Source organism: Micromonospora sp. CPCC 206060, assembly GCF_036906895.1.
GTDB lineage: Bacteria > Actinomycetota > Actinomycetes > Mycobacteriales > Micromonosporaceae > Micromonospora.
Genome location: NZ_JBAKHU010000017.1, coordinates 95,593 through 113,457 on the forward strand (window position 1 = coordinate 95,593; position 17,865 = coordinate 113,457).

General features: G+C 71.1%; 13 protein-coding genes. All 13 read left to right on the forward strand.

The window, feature by feature from the left end; all coding sequences use genetic code 11:
• The first annotated feature begins 41 nt into the window (after window positions 1-41).
• Window positions 42-3,176, forward strand: a complete 3,135-nt coding sequence (locus V6U90_RS14175; RefSeq protein WP_334435569.1) for a non-ribosomal peptide synthetase — start codon at window positions 42-44, stop codon at window positions 3,174-3,176.
• Between the two features lie 228 nt (window positions 3,177-3,404).
• Window positions 3,405-4,316, forward strand: a complete 912-nt coding sequence (locus V6U90_RS14180; protein ID WP_334435572.1) for an alpha/beta fold hydrolase — start codon at window positions 3,405-3,407, stop codon at window positions 4,314-4,316.
• Between the two features lies 1 nt (window position 4,317).
• Complete coding sequence (locus V6U90_RS14185; protein ID WP_334435574.1) at window positions 4,318-5,805, forward strand: class I adenylate-forming enzyme family protein; 1,488 nt, start codon at window positions 4,318-4,320, stop codon at window positions 5,803-5,805.
• Window positions 5,806-5,810: 5 nt separating this feature from the next.
• A complete protein-coding gene (locus V6U90_RS14190) occupies window positions 5,811-6,068 on the forward strand; it encodes an acyl carrier protein (RefSeq protein WP_208814264.1) in 258 nt (85 codons plus the stop codon).
• A 7-nt stretch (window positions 6,069-6,075) separates the two neighbouring features.
• Complete coding sequence (locus tag V6U90_RS14195; protein WP_334435577.1) at window positions 6,076-6,777, forward strand: dihydrodipicolinate reductase C-terminal domain-containing protein; 702 nt, start codon at window positions 6,076-6,078, stop codon at window positions 6,775-6,777.
• Between the two features lie 7 nt (window positions 6,778-6,784).
• Window positions 6,785-7,546, forward strand: coding sequence for a class II aldolase/adducin family protein (locus tag V6U90_RS14200; RefSeq protein WP_334435580.1), 762 nt, complete (start codon window positions 6,785-6,787; stop codon window positions 7,544-7,546).
• A 1-nt stretch (window position 7,547) separates the two neighbouring features.
• Window positions 7,548-8,975 (forward strand): hypothetical protein, encoded by a 1,428-nt coding sequence (locus V6U90_RS14205; protein WP_334435582.1) that lies wholly within the window; start codon window positions 7,548-7,550, stop codon window positions 8,973-8,975.
• Between the two features lie 51 nt (window positions 8,976-9,026).
• Complete coding sequence (locus V6U90_RS14210; RefSeq protein ID WP_334435584.1) at window positions 9,027-11,258, forward strand: MMPL family transporter; 2,232 nt, start codon at window positions 9,027-9,029, stop codon at window positions 11,256-11,258.
• Between the two features lie 131 nt (window positions 11,259-11,389).
• Window positions 11,390-12,733 (forward strand): condensation domain-containing protein, encoded by a 1,344-nt coding sequence (locus V6U90_RS14215; RefSeq protein ID WP_334435587.1) that lies wholly within the window; start codon window positions 11,390-11,392, stop codon window positions 12,731-12,733.
• A gap of 55 nt (window positions 12,734-12,788) precedes the next feature.
• Entirely contained in the window at window positions 12,789-13,790 is a 1,002-nt protein-coding gene (locus tag V6U90_RS14220; RefSeq protein ID WP_334435590.1) for an LLM class flavin-dependent oxidoreductase, read from the forward strand.
• Between the two features lie 277 nt (window positions 13,791-14,067).
• Window positions 14,068-15,090, forward strand: coding sequence for an ABC transporter ATP-binding protein (locus V6U90_RS14225; RefSeq protein WP_334435593.1), 1,023 nt, complete (start codon window positions 14,068-14,070; stop codon window positions 15,088-15,090).
• An 11-nt stretch (window positions 15,091-15,101) separates the two neighbouring features.
• Window positions 15,102-15,839, forward strand: coding sequence for an ABC transporter permease (locus V6U90_RS14230; RefSeq protein ID WP_334435595.1), 738 nt, complete (start codon window positions 15,102-15,104; stop codon window positions 15,837-15,839).
• 749 nt (window positions 15,840-16,588) lie between these two features.
• Window positions 16,589-17,865, forward strand: a 1,277-nt coding sequence (locus tag V6U90_RS14235; protein WP_334435598.1) for a beta-ketoacyl synthase N-terminal-like domain-containing protein, incomplete at its 3' end; no start/stop codon positions are given.

Consider the following 17,865-nt stretch of genomic DNA (forward strand, 5'->3'; position numbering starts at 1 on the left):
GACAGTCGCCGAGCCGAGCCGGGAAAGAGGAGATACACCCGATGACACCTGGAGAGAGCCACCCGTCGGTGGCCGTGGCGGCGGCGCCGGACCGGGTCGCGGCCAGCCGCAAGGAAGAAGCCCTGTGGCTGCTGGAGAAGATGGTCCCGGGGACGGGTGTCAACAACCTCTCCTTCGCCTTCTCCACGGAGTGGCGCCTCGACCTGCCCACCCTGCGCCGGACCCTGGACTTCCTGCTCGACCGGTACGAGATCCTGCGTACCGTCTTCGAGGAGCACGGCGCCGGACTGACCAAGCGGATCATGCCCGCCGGGTCTTTGGAGATCGCCCTCGACGAGGTCGAGGTGGCCCGTGCGGACGTCAAGCCGGCGGTGACCCGGTTCGTCGGGGCGGCCTTCGCGCTCACCGGCAGGCCGCTGCTGCGGGCCCGGGTCTTCCGCACCGAGCAGGGTGACGTCTTCTGCCTCGCGGTGCACCACCTGATCTTCGACGCGCTCTCCTCCGGGGTGCTGCTCGGCGACTTCTCCGCCGTCTACATCGCCTTCAAGCGCGGCAACCCGCTGCCGCCGGAGGTGCTCGGGCCGGTACCGATCACCCACGACGTGGAGCCGACCGCAGCCAGCCTGGAGTTCTGGCGCAAGCAGTTGCAGAACTTCGACGAGACCGAGTTCGGGCTCTGGGTGGGTAACGAGCCGGACGACGACCCGACGCTGATCGGTGAGACGATCACCCGGCCGCTGCCACCCGCCGCCGTCGAGATCGTCCGGCGGCTCCAGAAGGAACTGCGCGCGCCCGAGGCAGTCATCCTGCTCGCCGCGTACTACCTGCTGCTGGCCCAGCACGGGGCCGGTCCGGACATGGTGGTCGGTTCCCCGGTGAACAGCCGGCCGCCGACCGAGATGAAGGCAATCGGTTACCACGTCAGCGTGGTGCCGCTGCGCCTCAAGCTGGACGTCGAGGAGAGCTTCGCCAAGCTGGTCCGCAAGGCCCGCAGCACCTTCCTCACCTCGCTGTCGCAGGCCGACGTACCCGTGGACGACCTGCTGCTGGAGGTGCCGCGCGGAGCCGGCTCGTCCTGGCGGAACACGCTGTTCCAGCACGTGTTCAACTACGCCAAGGGGGTCGACCCGTCCCGCTTCGAGCAGGCCGGCCTGAAGGGGCTGTCGGTCGAGAACGGCTTCTCCAAGTTCGACCTGGAATTCTTCATCCTCCCCTCGGACACCGACATCACGATCCGGGCCGCGTACCACACCGGGGCGTTCGACCGGACCGAGGTCGACCTGCTGCTGCGCCGCTACGAGGCGCTCTTCCTCCAGGTCGCCGAGGACGTGAACCGTCCGGTCCGCGAGCTGAGCGGCTGGAGCGACACCGACCGTACGGTGATCGGGGCGGCCAACCGTACCGGTGGACTGCCGGAACCGGTGAACGTGCTGACCGCTGTCGCGGACCGCTGCCGTACCAGCCCGGACGCGGTGGCCGTGGAGGACGGCGACCGGTCGGTGGTCTACCGCGACCTGTGGGCCGCCGCGACCGCCACGCAGCAGGCACTGGTCGCCGCCGGTACCGGCACCGGGGACGTGGTCGGCGTGGCCGCGCCGCGCAGCCCGGAACTCGCCGCAGCGGTGCTCGGGGTCTGGCTGGCCGGTGCCGCGTACCTGCCGATCGACCCCGGCCACCCGGAACAGCGGATCGCCTACACGCTGGCCAACGCCGGCGCCCGGGCCGCACTCGTCGCCCCCGGGGTGACCCTCCCGGTCGGCCCGGACTGCACGGTGCTGCCGATGCAGCCGGTGACCGCTGGCAGCGACGAGCCGGTGCGGGAGTTCAGCGAACCCGACCCGGCCGGCTGCGCGTACCTCATCTACACCTCCGGGTCCACCGGCAAGCCCAAGGGCACGCTGCTGTCGCACCGGAACCTGGCCAACCTCATCGCGCACTTCGTCGACGAGCTGGCCGTGGCCCCCGGTGACGGCGTGCTCTGGAGCACCACGTTCACCTTCGACATCTCCATGCTGGAGCTGTTCCTGCCGCTGGTCAGCGGCGGACGGCTGGTGGTCGCCCCGGACCCGGCCCGCACCGACGGCCGCGTCCTGGCCGAGCTGCTGCGCCGGCACGACGTACGGATCGCCCAGGCCACCCCGACCAGCTGGCGGCTGGTGGTCGACGACGCGGCCGACGCGCTCGACGGCCGCATCGCGCTCTGCGGCGGCGAGGCCCTGCCGGCCGCGCTGGCCCGCCGGCTGGCGCACACCGGCGTGGACCTGCGCAACGTGTACGGCCCCACGGAGACCTGCATCTGGTCGACCTCCGGTCAGGTCACCACCGACGGACTCGACCGGGTCACGGTCGGTCGGCCGTTGCGCGAGACGCAGGTCTTCATCGCCAGCCCGGCCGGACGGGAACTGCCGGTCGGGGTACGCGGTGAGCTGTGCATCGCCGGGGCGGGCGTGGCGATCGGCTACCACGAACGCCCCGACCTGAACGCCGAGCGGTTCGGCGAGCACCCCGACTACGGCCGGTACTACCGCACCGGTGACCTGGCCCGCTGGCTGCCCGACGGCACCCTGGAGGTGCTCGGCCGGGGGGACCGGCAGATCAAGCTGCGTGGCAACCGGATCGAGCTGGGTGAGGTCGAGGTGGTCCTCGCCGCGCACCCGGAGGTGAAGGCGGCGGCGGTGGTGCTGGTCGGTGACCCCAGCGCGGACGGCGTACTGGTCGCCTGGATCGAGTCCGGTGCCGCCGGTACCGAGGCGGAGAAGGAGATCGTCGACTCGCTCTGGGAACACGCCCGGGAGCAGCTACCCCAGTCCAGCGTGCCGCAGGAGTTCTTCGTGATCGAGGCGTTGCCCACCAACGTCAGCCAGAAGGTCGACTACCCGACGCTGACCCGGCTGGCCGCCGAACGGCGTACCGAGTCGTCGGTCGAGGTCACGCCGACCGAGTACGACGACGAACTGGTCGGCCGGCTGGTCGGGATCTGGCGGGAACTGCTCGGCCGGTCGGACGTACTGGCCGACACGAACTTCTTCGCCCACGGCGGGCACTCGCTGCTCGGTGCCAAGCTGATCCAGCGGGTCGAGGAGGAGACCGGGGTCTCCCTCCGGCTGGCGAACCTCTTCGCCAACCCCACCCCGACGGCGCTCGCCGGGCTGGTCCGGGCGGCCGGGCAGGAGTAGGCACAGATACGGGACCTTCGACCCTGGTTCATCGACAACGTCGGGGATATTGCCGCGTCCACACGCTGGTCAACGGCAATATCCCCGACGTTGTCGCGTGGTCGGGGTGGCCCCCTGAGATAGGGGTGAGCCGCCGGACATGTGGGGTGTCCGCCCTGTGGTGCCGCTCCCTAGCCTTTCCTCGAAGGAGAGTGGGGAGCGTACAAACCGGAAAGGGCGACGCGGCTCATGGAAATTCAGGAAGTGGAAGGCCTCCAGGTCGATTACGACGCCGGAGGTGCAATCGAGACGTCGGACGGGGCCAAGCTCTACTACGAGTCCCGTGGGCCGCAGGACGCTCCCACCCTCGTCTTCGTCAACAACTTCTTCATCATCTGCCCGCTGTGGAAGAACTTCACCTCGCGCCTGGCCGAGAAGTTCCGGGTGGTGACGTACGACCTGCGCAACCAGGGTGCGTCCAGCCGGGCCAAGGAGGACCTGGGGATCGAGACGCACATCTCGGATCTCGGCGAACTCATCGAGAAGCTGGATCTGGGCCAGGTCTATCTGGTCGGTACGTCGGTGGCCACGCTGATCGCCCGCGACTATGCGGTGACCCACCCGGAGAAACTGCGCGGGATGGTCTCCGTCGGCCCGATGTTCAACCCGTTCGGCGGCCGGCGGCGCAAGTACATCATCAAATCCTGGATCAACGCCGTCGAAGCCGGCGGCGTTCGTTCGCTTTTCGACGTCATGTACCCGCTGATCTATTCCGACCGCACCATCGAGGCCGGCGGCAGTGCGACCTACCTGGCCCTGCGGGAACGTTTCCTGGCGTTGAATTCGCCCGCCCAGGCGGCGAAGAACCTGCGCGCCTCGCTGACCACCAAGGACGACGGGCGCAAGCTCACCTCGATCACCTGCCCGACCCTGCTGATGGCCGGCGAGCAGGACTTCTACACCAGCGGCAACACCCTGAACGAGTTGGCCCGGATCATCCCGGACTCCCGGGCGGTGGTCGTCCCGTCGGTCGGTCACCTGCCCTACTTCGAGGCGACCGAGGAGTTCGAGCGGCTGATCGCCGAGTTCGTCACCGAGATCGAGGCCCGGCACGCGGTGGCGGACGAGCCGACCGTCGTACTCGCCGGGGCCAGGGGCTGACGTGTCGACCCTCGACAGCACACTCACCGCCGAGCCGGCCACTGCGGAGGCCGCCACCGGCTCGGCGATCCTGGACGTCCTGCGGGCCGCCGCAGCCACGTACGGCGACAAGCCGGCCGTGGTGGACAGCACGGGGGCCGGCTACTCGTACCGGGAGTTCCTGGCCGCCATCGAGGCGGGCGCCGCGTGGTTCCACGGCCGGGACCCCCGACCGCCGGTCCTCTTCGTCCCCGGCAACGGCCCGGACGACGTGGTGGCCCTCTACGCGGCGATCACCGGCGGGTCGGTACCGCTGGTCGCGGACAAGACCTGGACCGCCGAGGAGTGCGCCCGGATCGCCGAGGCGACCGGCGCCAGCGCGGTCCTGGCCAGCGTGGACTCCGCGCTGGACCGGACCACGATGCCGGCGACCGACTCGCCGTGGCCGAAGCTCTGGTGGTCCGAACTGGGCCCGACCCGGCGCAACGACCGGCTCGACGGCATCGGCTTCGGCCGGTTCACCAGCGGCACCACCGGTATGCCCCGCTGCCTCGGCTTCACCCAGCAGGCCGCGGTCAACGCCGCGAACGCCTGGCGGCGCAGCGCCGAGCTGACCGAGCGGGACACCGTGCTCTGCCTGGCCACCCTGAACAACGGGCTGGCCTTCAACACGTCCCTGCTCAGCGTCTTTCTCTCCGGCGCCACGCTGGTGCTGCACGCCGGCCGCCCGATCCCGTCGTCGATCGCCCGGTCGATCCGCAAGGTCGAACCGACCGTGCTGACCGCGTTCCCGTTCGTCTTCGACGGGCTGGTCCGGGGCAGCAGCGACCTCGGCCGGGGCCTGCGGCTCTCGGTCAGCTCGGCGGCCCCGCTGTCCCCGGAGACCGCCGACGCCTGGCAGGACCTGACCGGGCTGCGGATCTGCGACTACTACGGCCTGGCCGAGGTCGGCCCGGTCACCTTCAACGACAGTTCCGCGCCGGGCTCGGTGGGCGTACCGCTGCACGGCGTGGAGATCGTCATCGAGCCGGTGGCGGGGGTCGACGAGGCCGACGGCCGGGGCCGGGTACTGGTCCGGACCGCGTCGATGGCCTCGCGGTACCTGGACGAGGGGGAACCGGTGTTCGCCGACAGCCTCACCGCCGAGGGTTTCCTGCGCAGCAAGGACCTGGGCCGGTTGGACGAGGCGGGTCGGCTCTGGCTGGTCGGCCGGCTCGGCCAGGTGGTCAACGTGGCCGGCCGCAAGATCGACCCCACCGAGGTGGCCAACGTCATCCGGGAACTGCCCGGGGTGACCGAGGTGGTGGTCCGTGGCGAGCAGTCCGCCTCCGGCGAGCTGCTGGCCGCGTACGTGGAGAGCACGACGGTGGACCGGGCCGCGGTGGTGGAGCACTGCCGGGGCCGGCTGGCGGTCTACAAGCTCCCGCAGCGCATCACGATCGCGGGGAGCCTGCCGCGCAACGCCGCCGGAAAAATCAGTTCTTCCGCCCTGTCGACTATTGGTGAGTAGGGGAAATGAACGAGATCATCGCGGACTTGATGAAGGTCGTCACCGACATCACCGAGGGGGAGGTGCAGCCCGACCCGGCGCAGACCGGTGACGACTCCATCCGCAACCTCGGGCTCAACTCCCTGCGCATGCTGAACTTCCTCGTCACCGTCGAGGACATGTTCGGCATCGAGTGGGAGGACGACCTGCCGGAGTCGGTGCTCGGCAGCTTCGAGCAGATGGCCCGGTACATCACGGAGCAGCGCGACGTCCAGTATGCCTAGTCTCGGGGTGATCGGGGCCGGCGGACGGCTCGGCAGCCGGATCGTGGCCGCCGCCGGCACCATGGGCGTCGAGGTCACCCTGCGGGGGACCCGGGCCGCGTGGACCGGCGGGGTACCGGACGTGCTGGTCGACGTCTCGCTGGCCCCGGCCCTGCCCGACGTGCTCGGCTACTGCCACACCAACAAGGTTCCGTTGCTCAGCGCCAGTTCCGGGCTGACCCCGGAACACCGGGCCGGGCTGGCGGCGCTGGCGGAGCTGATCCCCGTACTGCGGGCGGACAACCTCAGCCTCGGCAACTGGATCCAGCGCGGACTGACCAGCCACCTCGGGCCGATGTTCGGCCGGCTGCACGCCGAGGGGCTCGGCTCGGTGACCGTGGTGGACCGGCACCCGACGTACAAGAAGGACCGGCCCAGCGCCACCGCGCTCGCTCTGGCGGACCGGGCCACCGGGGGAGCCGACGGCGCGCTCGACGTCCGGATCGAATCGATCCGCGCCGGCATGCCGGTCTGCGAGCACGACGTCCGGCTCGCCCTCGGCGACGAGGAACTCGTGGTCCGGCACGCCGTGCGGGACTGGGCGGCGTACGCCCCGGTCGCGGTCCGGGCCGCGCTCTGGCTCACCGACCGGCCGGCCGCCCTGCACTCGATGGACGACTTCTACACGTGGCTACTCACCACGTCGGCTACGGACGACGGAAAGGAGTGAAATTCCCATGACAGTGTTGGACGTGGCCGCCCCGGCGACCACCGGGATGTCCCGGGCGGAGCGGAAGCTCGCGGTCTCGGTGGCGCTCGCCTCCCGGATGCTCTCCGACGGCGGTCACGACGACTTCAACCAGGGTCAGGTGTCCGCCCGCATCCCCGGCAGCGACACCTTCCTGATCAAGTCGGCGCTCTGCGGCTTCAACGAGGCGACCCCCTCGGACGTGGTGGTGGCCGCGGTCGACCACCGGATCGAGCCGCACCCGATGGCGCCCCCGGAACTCCCGCTGCACCAGGCGATCTACGCCGCCCGGCCGGACGTGAACGCGATCGTGCACAGCCACGCGCCGAACACCCTGGTCTTCGGTGCGCTCGACACCGAGCTGCTGCCCCTCTCGCACGAGGGGGCGCTCTTCTTCGACCAGGTGCCCCGGTTCACCCTGACCAGCAACACCATCCTCACCTACGAGGTGGGGCAGGCGGTCGCCGAGGCGCTCGGCGACAACCCGGCGGCCTTCCTGCGCAACCACGGCGGGGTGGCGGTGGGCAAGACGATCCGGCACGCCGCCGTCGGCGCGCACGTCCTGGAGCGCTGCTGCCAGTTGCACATCATGGCGCTCTCCACCGGCCGGCCGTTCCACGTGTCCAAGCCGGAGGACATCCCCGGCAAGCGGCAGTACATCTACAGCGATCTGTCCGTGCGCAGCTACTGGGACCACGCGGTGCGGGCCGTGAAGGTCCGGCACCCCGAATCCGCGGAATGGGGGGCCTGACATGCCCGACTCGGCCGACGTGTTCGGCTCCACCGCGCTCATGCGGCGGGTGCAGGAACTCCAGCAGCTGGAGCACCCGGCCTCGGCGGTGAACCGGTTCTGCCGGCAGGTGCCGTGCAGCCTCACCCCGGACCTGTCCACCGGCCCCGCCCCGACCCGCAACCCCGACCTGCTCGGCCGCCTCTCCGACCTGGCCTTCGGCTACCGGGTCACCCCGCGTGGCCTGGCCCGCCGGGCGCCCTCGGCCGGCGCCATGTACCCCGTCGAGATGGTGTGGATCACCCAGGTCGACGGCCGGTGGGTCTTCCAGTACTTCGACGCCCGTCAGCAGGGCTGCGTGGACCTGGGCCGCTCCGCCGAGCAGGCCGCCACCGCCCTGCGGCTGGCCCCCCGCCAGCACGCCCTGCTGCTGGTCGGGGTCGCCTGGCGGACCATCCAGCGGTACGGCGTACGCGGTTACCGGTACTGCCTGCTGGACGCGGGCAACGTGCTGGGCAACGTCGCGTCGGTGGTGGTCGCCGCCGGGGCGTACATCCACCTGCCGGACAGCATCCCGCACGAGCTGATCCACCAGGAGCTGGGGCTGACCCGGGACGAGCTGCTGCTCGGCGCCGCGGTCGTCGAGGGCGACTTCGCCGACAGCATCCCGGACCTGGAGGTCGGCACCCCGCTGGAGTCGCTGGACACCAGCCGGCTCTTCGGCACCGAGCAGGCACCCATGCTGACCCCGGCAATGGAACGGATCCGCCGGGTGCACCGGGCGTCCGACCCCGGCCGGCAGCACCGGCTCAACTTCCGGGCCATGCTCGGCGGCCACACCGCCGACCAGGCGGTGGAGAACATCCTGCTACGCCGGTCGGCCCGCGCCTTCGACGGTACGGAACTCGACCCGTCGATGCTGGCGGTGCTGGACGCGTTCCTGCACCGGGTCACCGAGGCCACCCCGGTCCCGGTGTGGCGGGAGCTGGAACTGCGGCTGGTGGCCAGGCGCGACGGCCGCTGGCAGTCCCGCTGGTTCGACCAGGCCAACGACCGCTGGCTCACCAGGCTGATCCCGGACCCGGAACCGACCGCGCTGATCGACATGTTCGGCGACCAGCCGCTGGCGGCGAAGGCCGCCGCGTTCATGATCCTCGGCATGCGTGGTGAGGCCGGCACCCAGGGCAACCCGGTGGTCTACCGGCAGATGCTGCTGACCGCCGGGGTGACCTGCGCCGGGGTGCACCACCTGGCCGCCCAGGCCGGCTGCGCCACCACCATCTTCGGCGGGTACGACGACCGTCGGGTGGCGGACCTGGCCAACGGCCGGTTCATCCCCCTGGTGGTGCAGGCCTTCGGCAACTCCTCGGAATCCGCCCGCGACGAGAAGAACGACACCGTCGCGGCCACCTGGCTGGCGAACGCCCGCTCCGGTCCGGCGATCCCCTAGGGCATCCTCCGGCCCTGACCCGGACCCCGAACCTTGCGAAAGGGAATCCCCGTGATCGGCCACTGCACCCGCTGGGCCACGGACCGCAGCCGGATCGTTCTCGGCCTGGCCCTGTTCCTCTGCGTCGCCGCCGGGCTCCTCGGCGCCGGGGTCAAGCAGGACCTGCTGCCCGGTGGGTTCGTCGTCCCCTCGGCGGAATCGACCCGGGCGCAGGAACTGCTGGCCGAGCGGTTCGGCTCCGGCGAGCCGAGCGTCGTCATCGTGGTCGGGACACCGGCCGGCGCCGACGACCCGGCCACCCGGGACCGGGGTACCCGGTTCACCGCCGACCTGGCCGCGCGGGCCGGGGTCAGCCAGGCCACGTCGTACTGGTCGCTGGGCGGGCCACCGGCGCTGCGCTCCGAGCGGGGCGACTCGGCGCTGGTCTTCGTGCAGCTACGCGGGGACGAGAGCGAGGTCATCGACGCCACCCGGGAGTTGATGGCCGACTACGGCACCGGCTACGACGGGCTGTCGCTGAGCTACGGCGGCCGGGGACCGGTCTCAGTGGAGACCACCGACCAGACCCAGCGGGACCTGGTACGCGCCGAACTGATCATCATCCCGGTCACCCTGATCGTCCTCGTGATCGTCTTCCGGGGACTGGTCGCGGCCGCCCTGCCGCTGCTGCTCGGCCTGCTGTCGATCGTCGGCACGCTCGCCGTGCTGCGGGTGCTGACCTGGTTCACCGACGTCTCCGTCTTCGCCATGAACATGACCACCGGCCTCGGCCTCGGTCTCGGCATCGACTACAGCCTCTTCATCATCAGCCGGTTCCGGGAGGAACTGGCCCGGGGCGCGAGCCCCCGGGAGGCCATCGGGACGACGCTGCGCACCGCCGGCCGTACCGTGGTCTTCTCGGCCGTCACGGTGATCCTCTGCCTGGCCGCCATGCTGCTCTTCCCGATGTACTTCCTACGCTCGTTCGCCTACGCCGGTATCGCGGTGGTGCTGCTGGCCATGGTCGCCGCAGTCACCGTGCTCCCGGCGGTGCTGTACCTGCTCGGCCCCCGGGTCGACCGGTGGTCGTTGCGCCGCCGGGCCCCCCGACCGGTCGAGCGGGGCATGTGGCACCGGATCGCCACCGTGGTGATGCGCCGGCCGTTGCCGGTCGCCACCGGAGTCATCGCGCTGCTGGCGCTGCTCGCCTGGCCGTTCCTCGGCATCAAGGTGGGCTTCGCCGGGGCGCAGGCGCTGCCCCGCGACGCCGGCTCGCACCGGGTCCACGACATCCTCGCCGACGACTACCCCAGCCGGGAGGCGCAGAGCCTGACCGTGGTGGCCGACCGGACCGGCGACCCCGCCGGCCGGCGCACCGACCTCGCCGGGTACGCCGCCGCGCTGTCCCGGCTGCCCAACGTCACCCGGGTCGACTCGCTGGCCGGCTCGTACGTCGACGGCGCCCCGCTGACCGGTACCGACGGTGCCGCCGCCACCGCCCGGTTCGCCGCCGCCGACGCCACCTGGCTCTCCGTGGTGCCCTCGGTGGAACCGTTCACCGACGCCGGCCGGCAACTGGTCCGCGACGTCCGGGCCACCGACGCCCCGTTCGACGTCGCCGTCGGTGGGCCGTCGGCCCAACTCGAGGACGCGGTCGACGGGCTGCTGGCGAAGCTGCCCTGGGCCCTCGGGGTGATCGCGGTCAGCCTGTTCGCGCTGCTCTTCCTGCTCACCGGCAGCATCGTGGTACCGCTCAAGGCGTTCGTGCTGAACCTGCTCAGTCTCAGCGCCACCTTCGGCTCGATGGTCTGGATCTTCCAGGACGGGCACCTGGTCGAGGCGCTCGGCGGCTTCGTGGTCACCGGCTACATCGTGGTGACCATGCCGATCATGATCTTCTGCATCGCGTTCGGTCTCTCCATGGACTACGAGGTCTTCCTGCTCTCCCGGATCAAGGAGGAGTACGACGCGGGCGGCGACAACACCGCCGCCGTCGCGCACGGCCTGGAACGCACCGGCTCCATCGTCTCCGCCGCCGCCCTGCTGGTCGGCATCGTCTTCCTCTCCTTCCTCAGCTCCGACGTCATCTTCATGAAGATGCTCGGCCTGGGGCTGGCCCTGGCCGTCCTGCTCGACGCCACCGTGGTCCGGGGGGCCCTGGTGCCGGCGTTCATGCGGCTCGCCGGCCGGGCCAACTGGTGGGCCCCCGGCCCGCTGCGCCGCTTCCACGCCCGCTTCGGGCTGCGGGAGAGCGACACCGAGCCGGCCGGGCAGCCGGTCCCGCAACCCGCCGGCCACCGCTGATCCCGGCAGTCCTGCCCCTGCCCGCGCTGAATCCCGCCCGTCCTGACTTCCTGTCCGTCCTGACTTCCTGTCCGTCCTGAATCCCCGTCCGTTCCTCGATCCCCGTCCGACGCCACCCGGAGGTCCGCGTCATGCACCACGAGTCAGCCCGGTTCACCGGCACCGAAGCCTGGGAGGGGCCGGCCACCTGGGGACAGCAGGGCTTCCGCGACGGCCTGCGCCGCTACGCCGAGGACGGCTGGTACGGCAACGCGGTCCCGTCCTGGCCGGTACCGGACGGCACGGAACTCGCCGACGTGCTCGCCGCCATCGGCGCGGCCGTCTCCCGGCACGAGGGGCTGCGCACCATCCTCACCGACGGTCCGGACGGGCTGCTGCGTCAGCGGCTGCTCGCCGACGGAGAGTTCCCGGTCGAGATCGTCCCCGCCGGGGACCGGCCCGACGCCGACGTCGCGCAGGTCGTCGACCGGCTGCGGGCCACGCCGCTCTCGCTCACCGGCGGGCTGCCCTTCGGCGCCGCCGTGGTCACCCGCGACAACCGCCCGTACCGGGTCGTCGCGGCCATCTCCCACCTCGCTGTCGACGCCTCCGCCGTCCGGGTGCTCCTCGGCGCGGTGGAATCCGGCCCGGCGCCGCTGCAACCCCGCGAACTGGCCCTGAAGGAGGCCGACCCGGTCACCCGGCGGCGCGGCGAACGGGCCGTGGCGTACTGGCGGGCCGAGGCCGCCCGGGCGGCCCTGCCGTTCGCCGTACCCCGCCCCGGCACCGACCACGGCGCGTACCAGCTTGCCCTCACCTCCGCCCCGGCCGCCGCCCGGCTGGAGAACCTGGCCCAGAAGACCGAACTGAACTCCTCGGCGCTCCTGCTCGGCGCGGTCGCGGTGGCCCTCGGCGCGGCCGTCGGCGAACGTGACCTCTTCCTCCAGCTCGTCACCTCCAACCGGCACCTGCCCCGGATGGCCGACTACGTGGGGGTGCTCGCCCAGCTCGGGCCGCTGGTCACCGACCTCGACCCGGACCAGCCGTTCACCGCCCTGGCCCGCCGGGTGCAGGAACAGTCGCTGAAGACCTACCGCAGCGCGTACTGGTCCCCGGCCGACCTCGACGTCGGGCTGCGCGCCGACGGGCGCAGCGCCGACGGCGTACTCGGTGCGACGTTCACCTTCAACGACGCGCGCGGCCCCTGGCCCCGGGTGCCCGACGTGGCCCCCGACCCGGGCCGGGACTTCGCCCTGCGACCGCTGGCCGGCTGGCCGTACCAGGGCGGACGCTGCGCGGTCACCGCCGCCGGCCAGCCCGGCGAGTCACTGACCCTGTCGGTCCGCCTGGACACCGCCTACGTCGACCGGGCGCTCGGCGAACCGCTGCTGCTGGCCATGGAGACCGTCCTGCGGCGGGCCCATGACGACGGCCCCGAGGTCAGCGTGGGCGCGCTGACCGACGCCGCCGCGACCGTGCTCGCCCCGACCGTCTGACCCCGTTCACCTCTCCCGCTTCCGATCTACCGCTTCCGACCAGGAGGACACCGACGTGCGTTACGACTTCGACGTCTACGGCACCGCCCTCGAACCGCACCCCGACGAGCGCAACACCCTGCCCAACCTGACCGAGGCGTTCCAGCGGGCCGAGAAGTACGGCTTCGAGGGCCTGCTCGCCTTCTACAACCACCGCAACCTCGACCCGTGGCTGATCGGTACGACGCTGCTGCACGCCACCACCCGGCTGGTGCCGCTGGTCGCCCTCCAGCCGTACGCCCTGCCGCCGTTCACCGCCGCGAAGCTGATCCACACCCTGAGCACCCTGCACGGCCGCCGGATCGACCTGAACCTGATCACCGGTGCGGCCCCCGACGAGCTGCTCCAGGTCGGCGACAGCGTCGCCCACGACGACCGGTACGACCGGGCGGTCGAGTACATGACCGTGCTGCGTACCCTGCTCACCTCCAACGAGGCCCTCGACCACGACGGCCGTTTCTACCGGTTCCAGGGGCTGCGTTCGCACACCGCCCTGCCGCCGGACCTGATGCCCCGGGTGTTCGTCGCGGGTGCCTCCGAGGCGGCCCGGAAGGCAGCCGAGGCAGTCGGTGACATCACCGTCACCCACCCCGAGCCGGTGGAGAAGTTCGCCGCCGAGTTCCTCGCCCCCCGCCAGGGCGGCCCGGCCGTCGGTATCCGGGTGGGTCTGCTGGCCCGCGACAGCAGCGAGGCGGCCTGGGAGATCGCCCGGGAACGCTACGTCGAGGACCGGTACACCCGGCTGAAGATGGCCATGCGCAAGAAGTCCGACTCGGAGTGGAGCCGCCGACTGGCCACCCTGGCCACCGACGGGGACACCTACGACGACGTCTACTGGACCGGCGCGTACCGCAGCGACAAGGGCTCCATCCCGCTGCTCGTCGGCAGCTACGAGGAGGTCGCCGGCTACCTCGCCCGCTACCTGGACCTGGGCATCCGCACCATCATGCTCGGCTCGGTCTACAGCCAGGAGGACTACCAGCACGTCGACCGGGTCCTGGCGCTGCTGCGCGGCTAGCAGCGGGCGACCGCTGTCGCGTGGCTGGACGCGGGCGACCGCTGCTGTCGCGTGGCTGGACGCGGACGACCGCTGCCGCCGCTTGGCTGGGGCGGTAGCCGCGGCTAGGGGTCCGGGAGACCGGAGATAATGGTCCGCAAGGGGTCCGGGGAAGCGACGAAATCCCCTATTCTCGGGCGGAAAGACGTTCCGGATCAGTGGCAGCTTTCGATAAAGCGCCCTGGTCACACCGATCATTCGCGCTGCGAATCGATTGACAGGCTGCGAGATGGTTCCCATGGCTGACCGTGGACGCGCTGGCAATAGCAACAGTGCACTGGCAGAAATTGACCGTGACAATTCCGTACCCGAGTTCGTCGAGGTGACCGCCCCGGCGGCGGTCACCGTCGACACCCCCGCCGACGCCGGACCGCCCGCGCTCCGGCTGACCGGCCTGACCAAGCGCTACGGCGACGTCCTGGCGGTCGCCGGGATCGACCTGACCATCCCCGCCGGCCAGGTGGTCGCGCTGCTCGGGCCCAACGGTGCCGGCAAGTCCACCACCGTGGACATGCTGCTCGGCCTGACCCGCCCGGACGCCGGTGAGGTCCGGGTCTACGGCGACACCCCGCGCGGCGCAGTCGTCAAGGGCCGCATCGGCGCCATGCTCCAGGACGCCCACCTGCTGGAGGACTCCACCGTCTTCGAGACGGTGCACATGATCGCCTCCCTGCACCACCGGCCGCTGCCGGTCATGGAGGCACTGCGCCTGGCCGGCGTCGCCGACCTCGCCCAGCGCCGCTGCACCAAGCTCTCCGGCGGCCAGAAGCAGCGGGTACGCTTCGCGATCGCCCTGGTCAGCAACCCCGACCTGCTGGTGCTCGACGAGCCCACCGCCGCCATGGACGTCAGCGCCCGGCGCGCGTTCTGGGACTCCATGCGGGAGTTCACCACCCGGGGCAAGACCGTACTCTTCGCCACCCACTACCTGGCCGAGGCCGAGGAGTTCGCCGACCGGGTGGTCTTCATGCGCTCCGGCCAAATCTCTGCCGACGGCTCGGTCGCCGAGATCAAGGCCCTGGTCTCCAACCGCATCATCAAGACCTGCCTGCCCGGCGCCGACCCGCAGGCGCTCGCCGCGCTGCCCGGGGTCGCCTCCGTCGACATCCGCGCCGACCTGGTCGAACTGGCCTGCTCGGACTCGGACGCCGCGATCCGGGCACTCACCGCCCGCCACCCCGAGGCCCGGGACATCGAGATCAGGGCGGCGGGTCTTGAGGAAGCGTTCCTGGCCCTGACCCGGTCGACCCCGGACCAGTAGGAGAAGGAACCATGAAATTCGGCTACCTCGCCCTGGAGGGCAAGCGCTCCCTGCGCAACCCGCGCTACCTGATCTTCACGGTCGGCATGCCGACCATCCTGTTCTTCATCTACGTCAACATCTTCCCCGGCAACATCGAGGGCACCGACAAGCCGTTCTCGGCCTACCTGGTACCCACCCTGGCCGCGCTCGGCGCCTTCTTCGCCGCGCTCGCCTCCACCGCCGGAACCGCAGTGGAACGCTCCACCGGCTGGCAGCGCCAGCTCCGGCTCACCCCACTGAGCACCTTCGAGTACCTGGCCACCAAGGTGCTGATCGCGATGTTCATCTCGATCACCCCGATCGCGGTCATCTGCCTGCTCGGCCGGTTCGTCGAGGGCGTCCAGTTCTCCGCCGCCGACTGGGCCCAGATCGTGCTCGGCACCTGGCTGGCCACCCTGCCCTTCGCCCTGATCGGACTGGTCGTCGGCCAGTTCGTCTCGGCGCAGAACCTGCCCACCGCGGTCAACGGCATCCTCACCCTGACCTCCCTGCTCGGTGGCCTGCTCATCCCCATCGCGGTCTTCCCGGACTGGATGCGGAACATGGCCAAGGCGCTGCCCACGTACTGGATCGGCGAGATCGGCCGTGGGCCGCTCTTCGGCAACACCGAACTCGGCATGGCCGCCATCGTGCTGGCTGCCTGGTCGGTGGCCGCCGGCGCCCTGGTCGTCTGGCGGTACCAGCGCGGCGCGGAGCGGGTCAGCTGACCCGTACGACGCGCAGCGGGTGAACCGATCCGCACCGGAGCGCCACCCCTGACCGGTCAGGCCCGTCCCACCCGGGACGGGCCTGACACCGTTCCGCCCCCGGGACGCTACGCCTCCTGGCTGACCAACCGCTGGCCCGCTACGGCATGGCCGGTAAGGCGCCGCTGTGTACCGTCGCGGCACCGTGCCAGCCGGGCACCCACCTGCCTTAGGCCGGTTCGGTGGCCCCCGTGATCCATTCCGTTTTCAGGAAACCGGGCTGTCCGGCCGGGCTGACACCCCGACTTCCAGGAAAACAAAAAAACGAGCCGGGCGGTCGGCGCGACCGCCGGCCCGCCGACCCTGACCTGCTGGCACAGACGGTGCAGCTCGACAGGCGGCGAACCGTAGTCCCACTGCGGGTTGTCGACCAGCGGGTCGCCGCGTCGTCCGCCCCTGTTCCGCCGCCCACCCCGACCCGGCTGCCCACCGGCCCCACCCACGACCCGGTAGCCCCCTATTCCCCCGCGTCACCGCGCTGCTGGTCAGCGCGTCAACGGGGGTCCGGTAGGGGTTGTCTGGCCACCCGCCCCGAATACATTGAAGACTGCAGGATAGTGACGATCCACGAATTCCAATTTCGGTCGGAAGTGGGCAAGAAATAGTGGTCCAGGTCAACCGACTCTGGGCCGTACGTCTATTTCCGGGCAGTTCCAGCGCAGCGCGCGGGTCGCGGCGACGCTGATTCAACGTCGGTAGGGGTGGCGTAGGTGGCAAACGAGGAAAAGCTTCTCGACTATCTGAAGCGAGCGACCGCTGATCTCCGCGAGGCCCGCAGGCGGCTGCGTGAGGTCGAGGAGAAACAACACGAGCCGATCGCCATCGTCGGTATGGCCTGCCGGTACCCCGGTGGCGTCGCCACCCCCGAGCAGCTCTGGGAGCTGGTCAGCAGCGGCACCGACGCGGTCAGCGGATTCCCGGTCAACCGTGGATGGCAGGTCGACACGCTCTACCACCCCGACCCGGACCACCCCGGCACCAGCACCACCCGGGAGGGCGGCTTCCTGCACGACGCCGCCGACTTCGACCCGGACTTCTTCGGGATCTCACCCCGCGAGGCCCTCGCCATGGACCCGCAGCAGCGCCTACTGCTGGAAACCGCCTGGGAGGCCATCGAATCCGCCGGCATCGACCCGGCCGCAATGCGCGGCACCAAGACCGGCGTGCACATCGGCGTGATGTACAACGACTACGGCACCCGGGTCCAGGTCGTACCGGACGACCTGGCCGGTTACCTGGGCAACGGCAGCGCCGGCAGCATCGCCTCCGGCCGGGTGGCGTACCACCTGGGGCTGGAGGGCCCGGCGGTCACCGTCGACACCGCCTGCTCGTCGTCGCTGGTCGCGCTGCACATGGCCGTCCAGGCACTGCGCAGCGAGGAGTGCAACCTCGCCATGGCCGGTGGCGTCACCGTCATGTCCACCCCGGACACCTTCATCGAGTTCTCCCGGCAGCGCGGCCTGTCGCCGGACGGGCGGTGCAAGGCGTTCGCCGCCGGAGCCGACGGTACCGGCTGGGGTGAGGGCGTCGGCATGCTGCTGCTGGAGCGGCTCTCCGACGCCCAGCGCAACGGGCACCCGATCCTCGCCGTGGTCAAGGGCACCGCGATCAACCAGGACGGCGCGTCCAGCGCCCTCACCGCACCGAACGGTCCGTCGCAGCAGCGGGTGATCCGCGCCGCGCTCGCCGACGCCCGCGTGCCGGCCTCCGACGTCGACGTGGTCGAGGCCCACGGCACGGGTACCCGGCTCGGTGACCCGATCGAGGCGCAGGCGTTGCTGGCCACCTACGGGCAGGACCGGCCGGCTGACAGGCCCCTCTGGCTTGGTTCCATCAAGTCGAACATCGGCCACTCCCAGGCGGCGGCCGGGGTCGGCGGCATCATCAAGATGGTCCAGGCGATGCGGCACGGTGTGTTGCCGAAGACGCTGCACGTGGACGAGCCGTCGCCGCACATCGACTGGTCGGTGGGCGCGGTGGAGTTGCT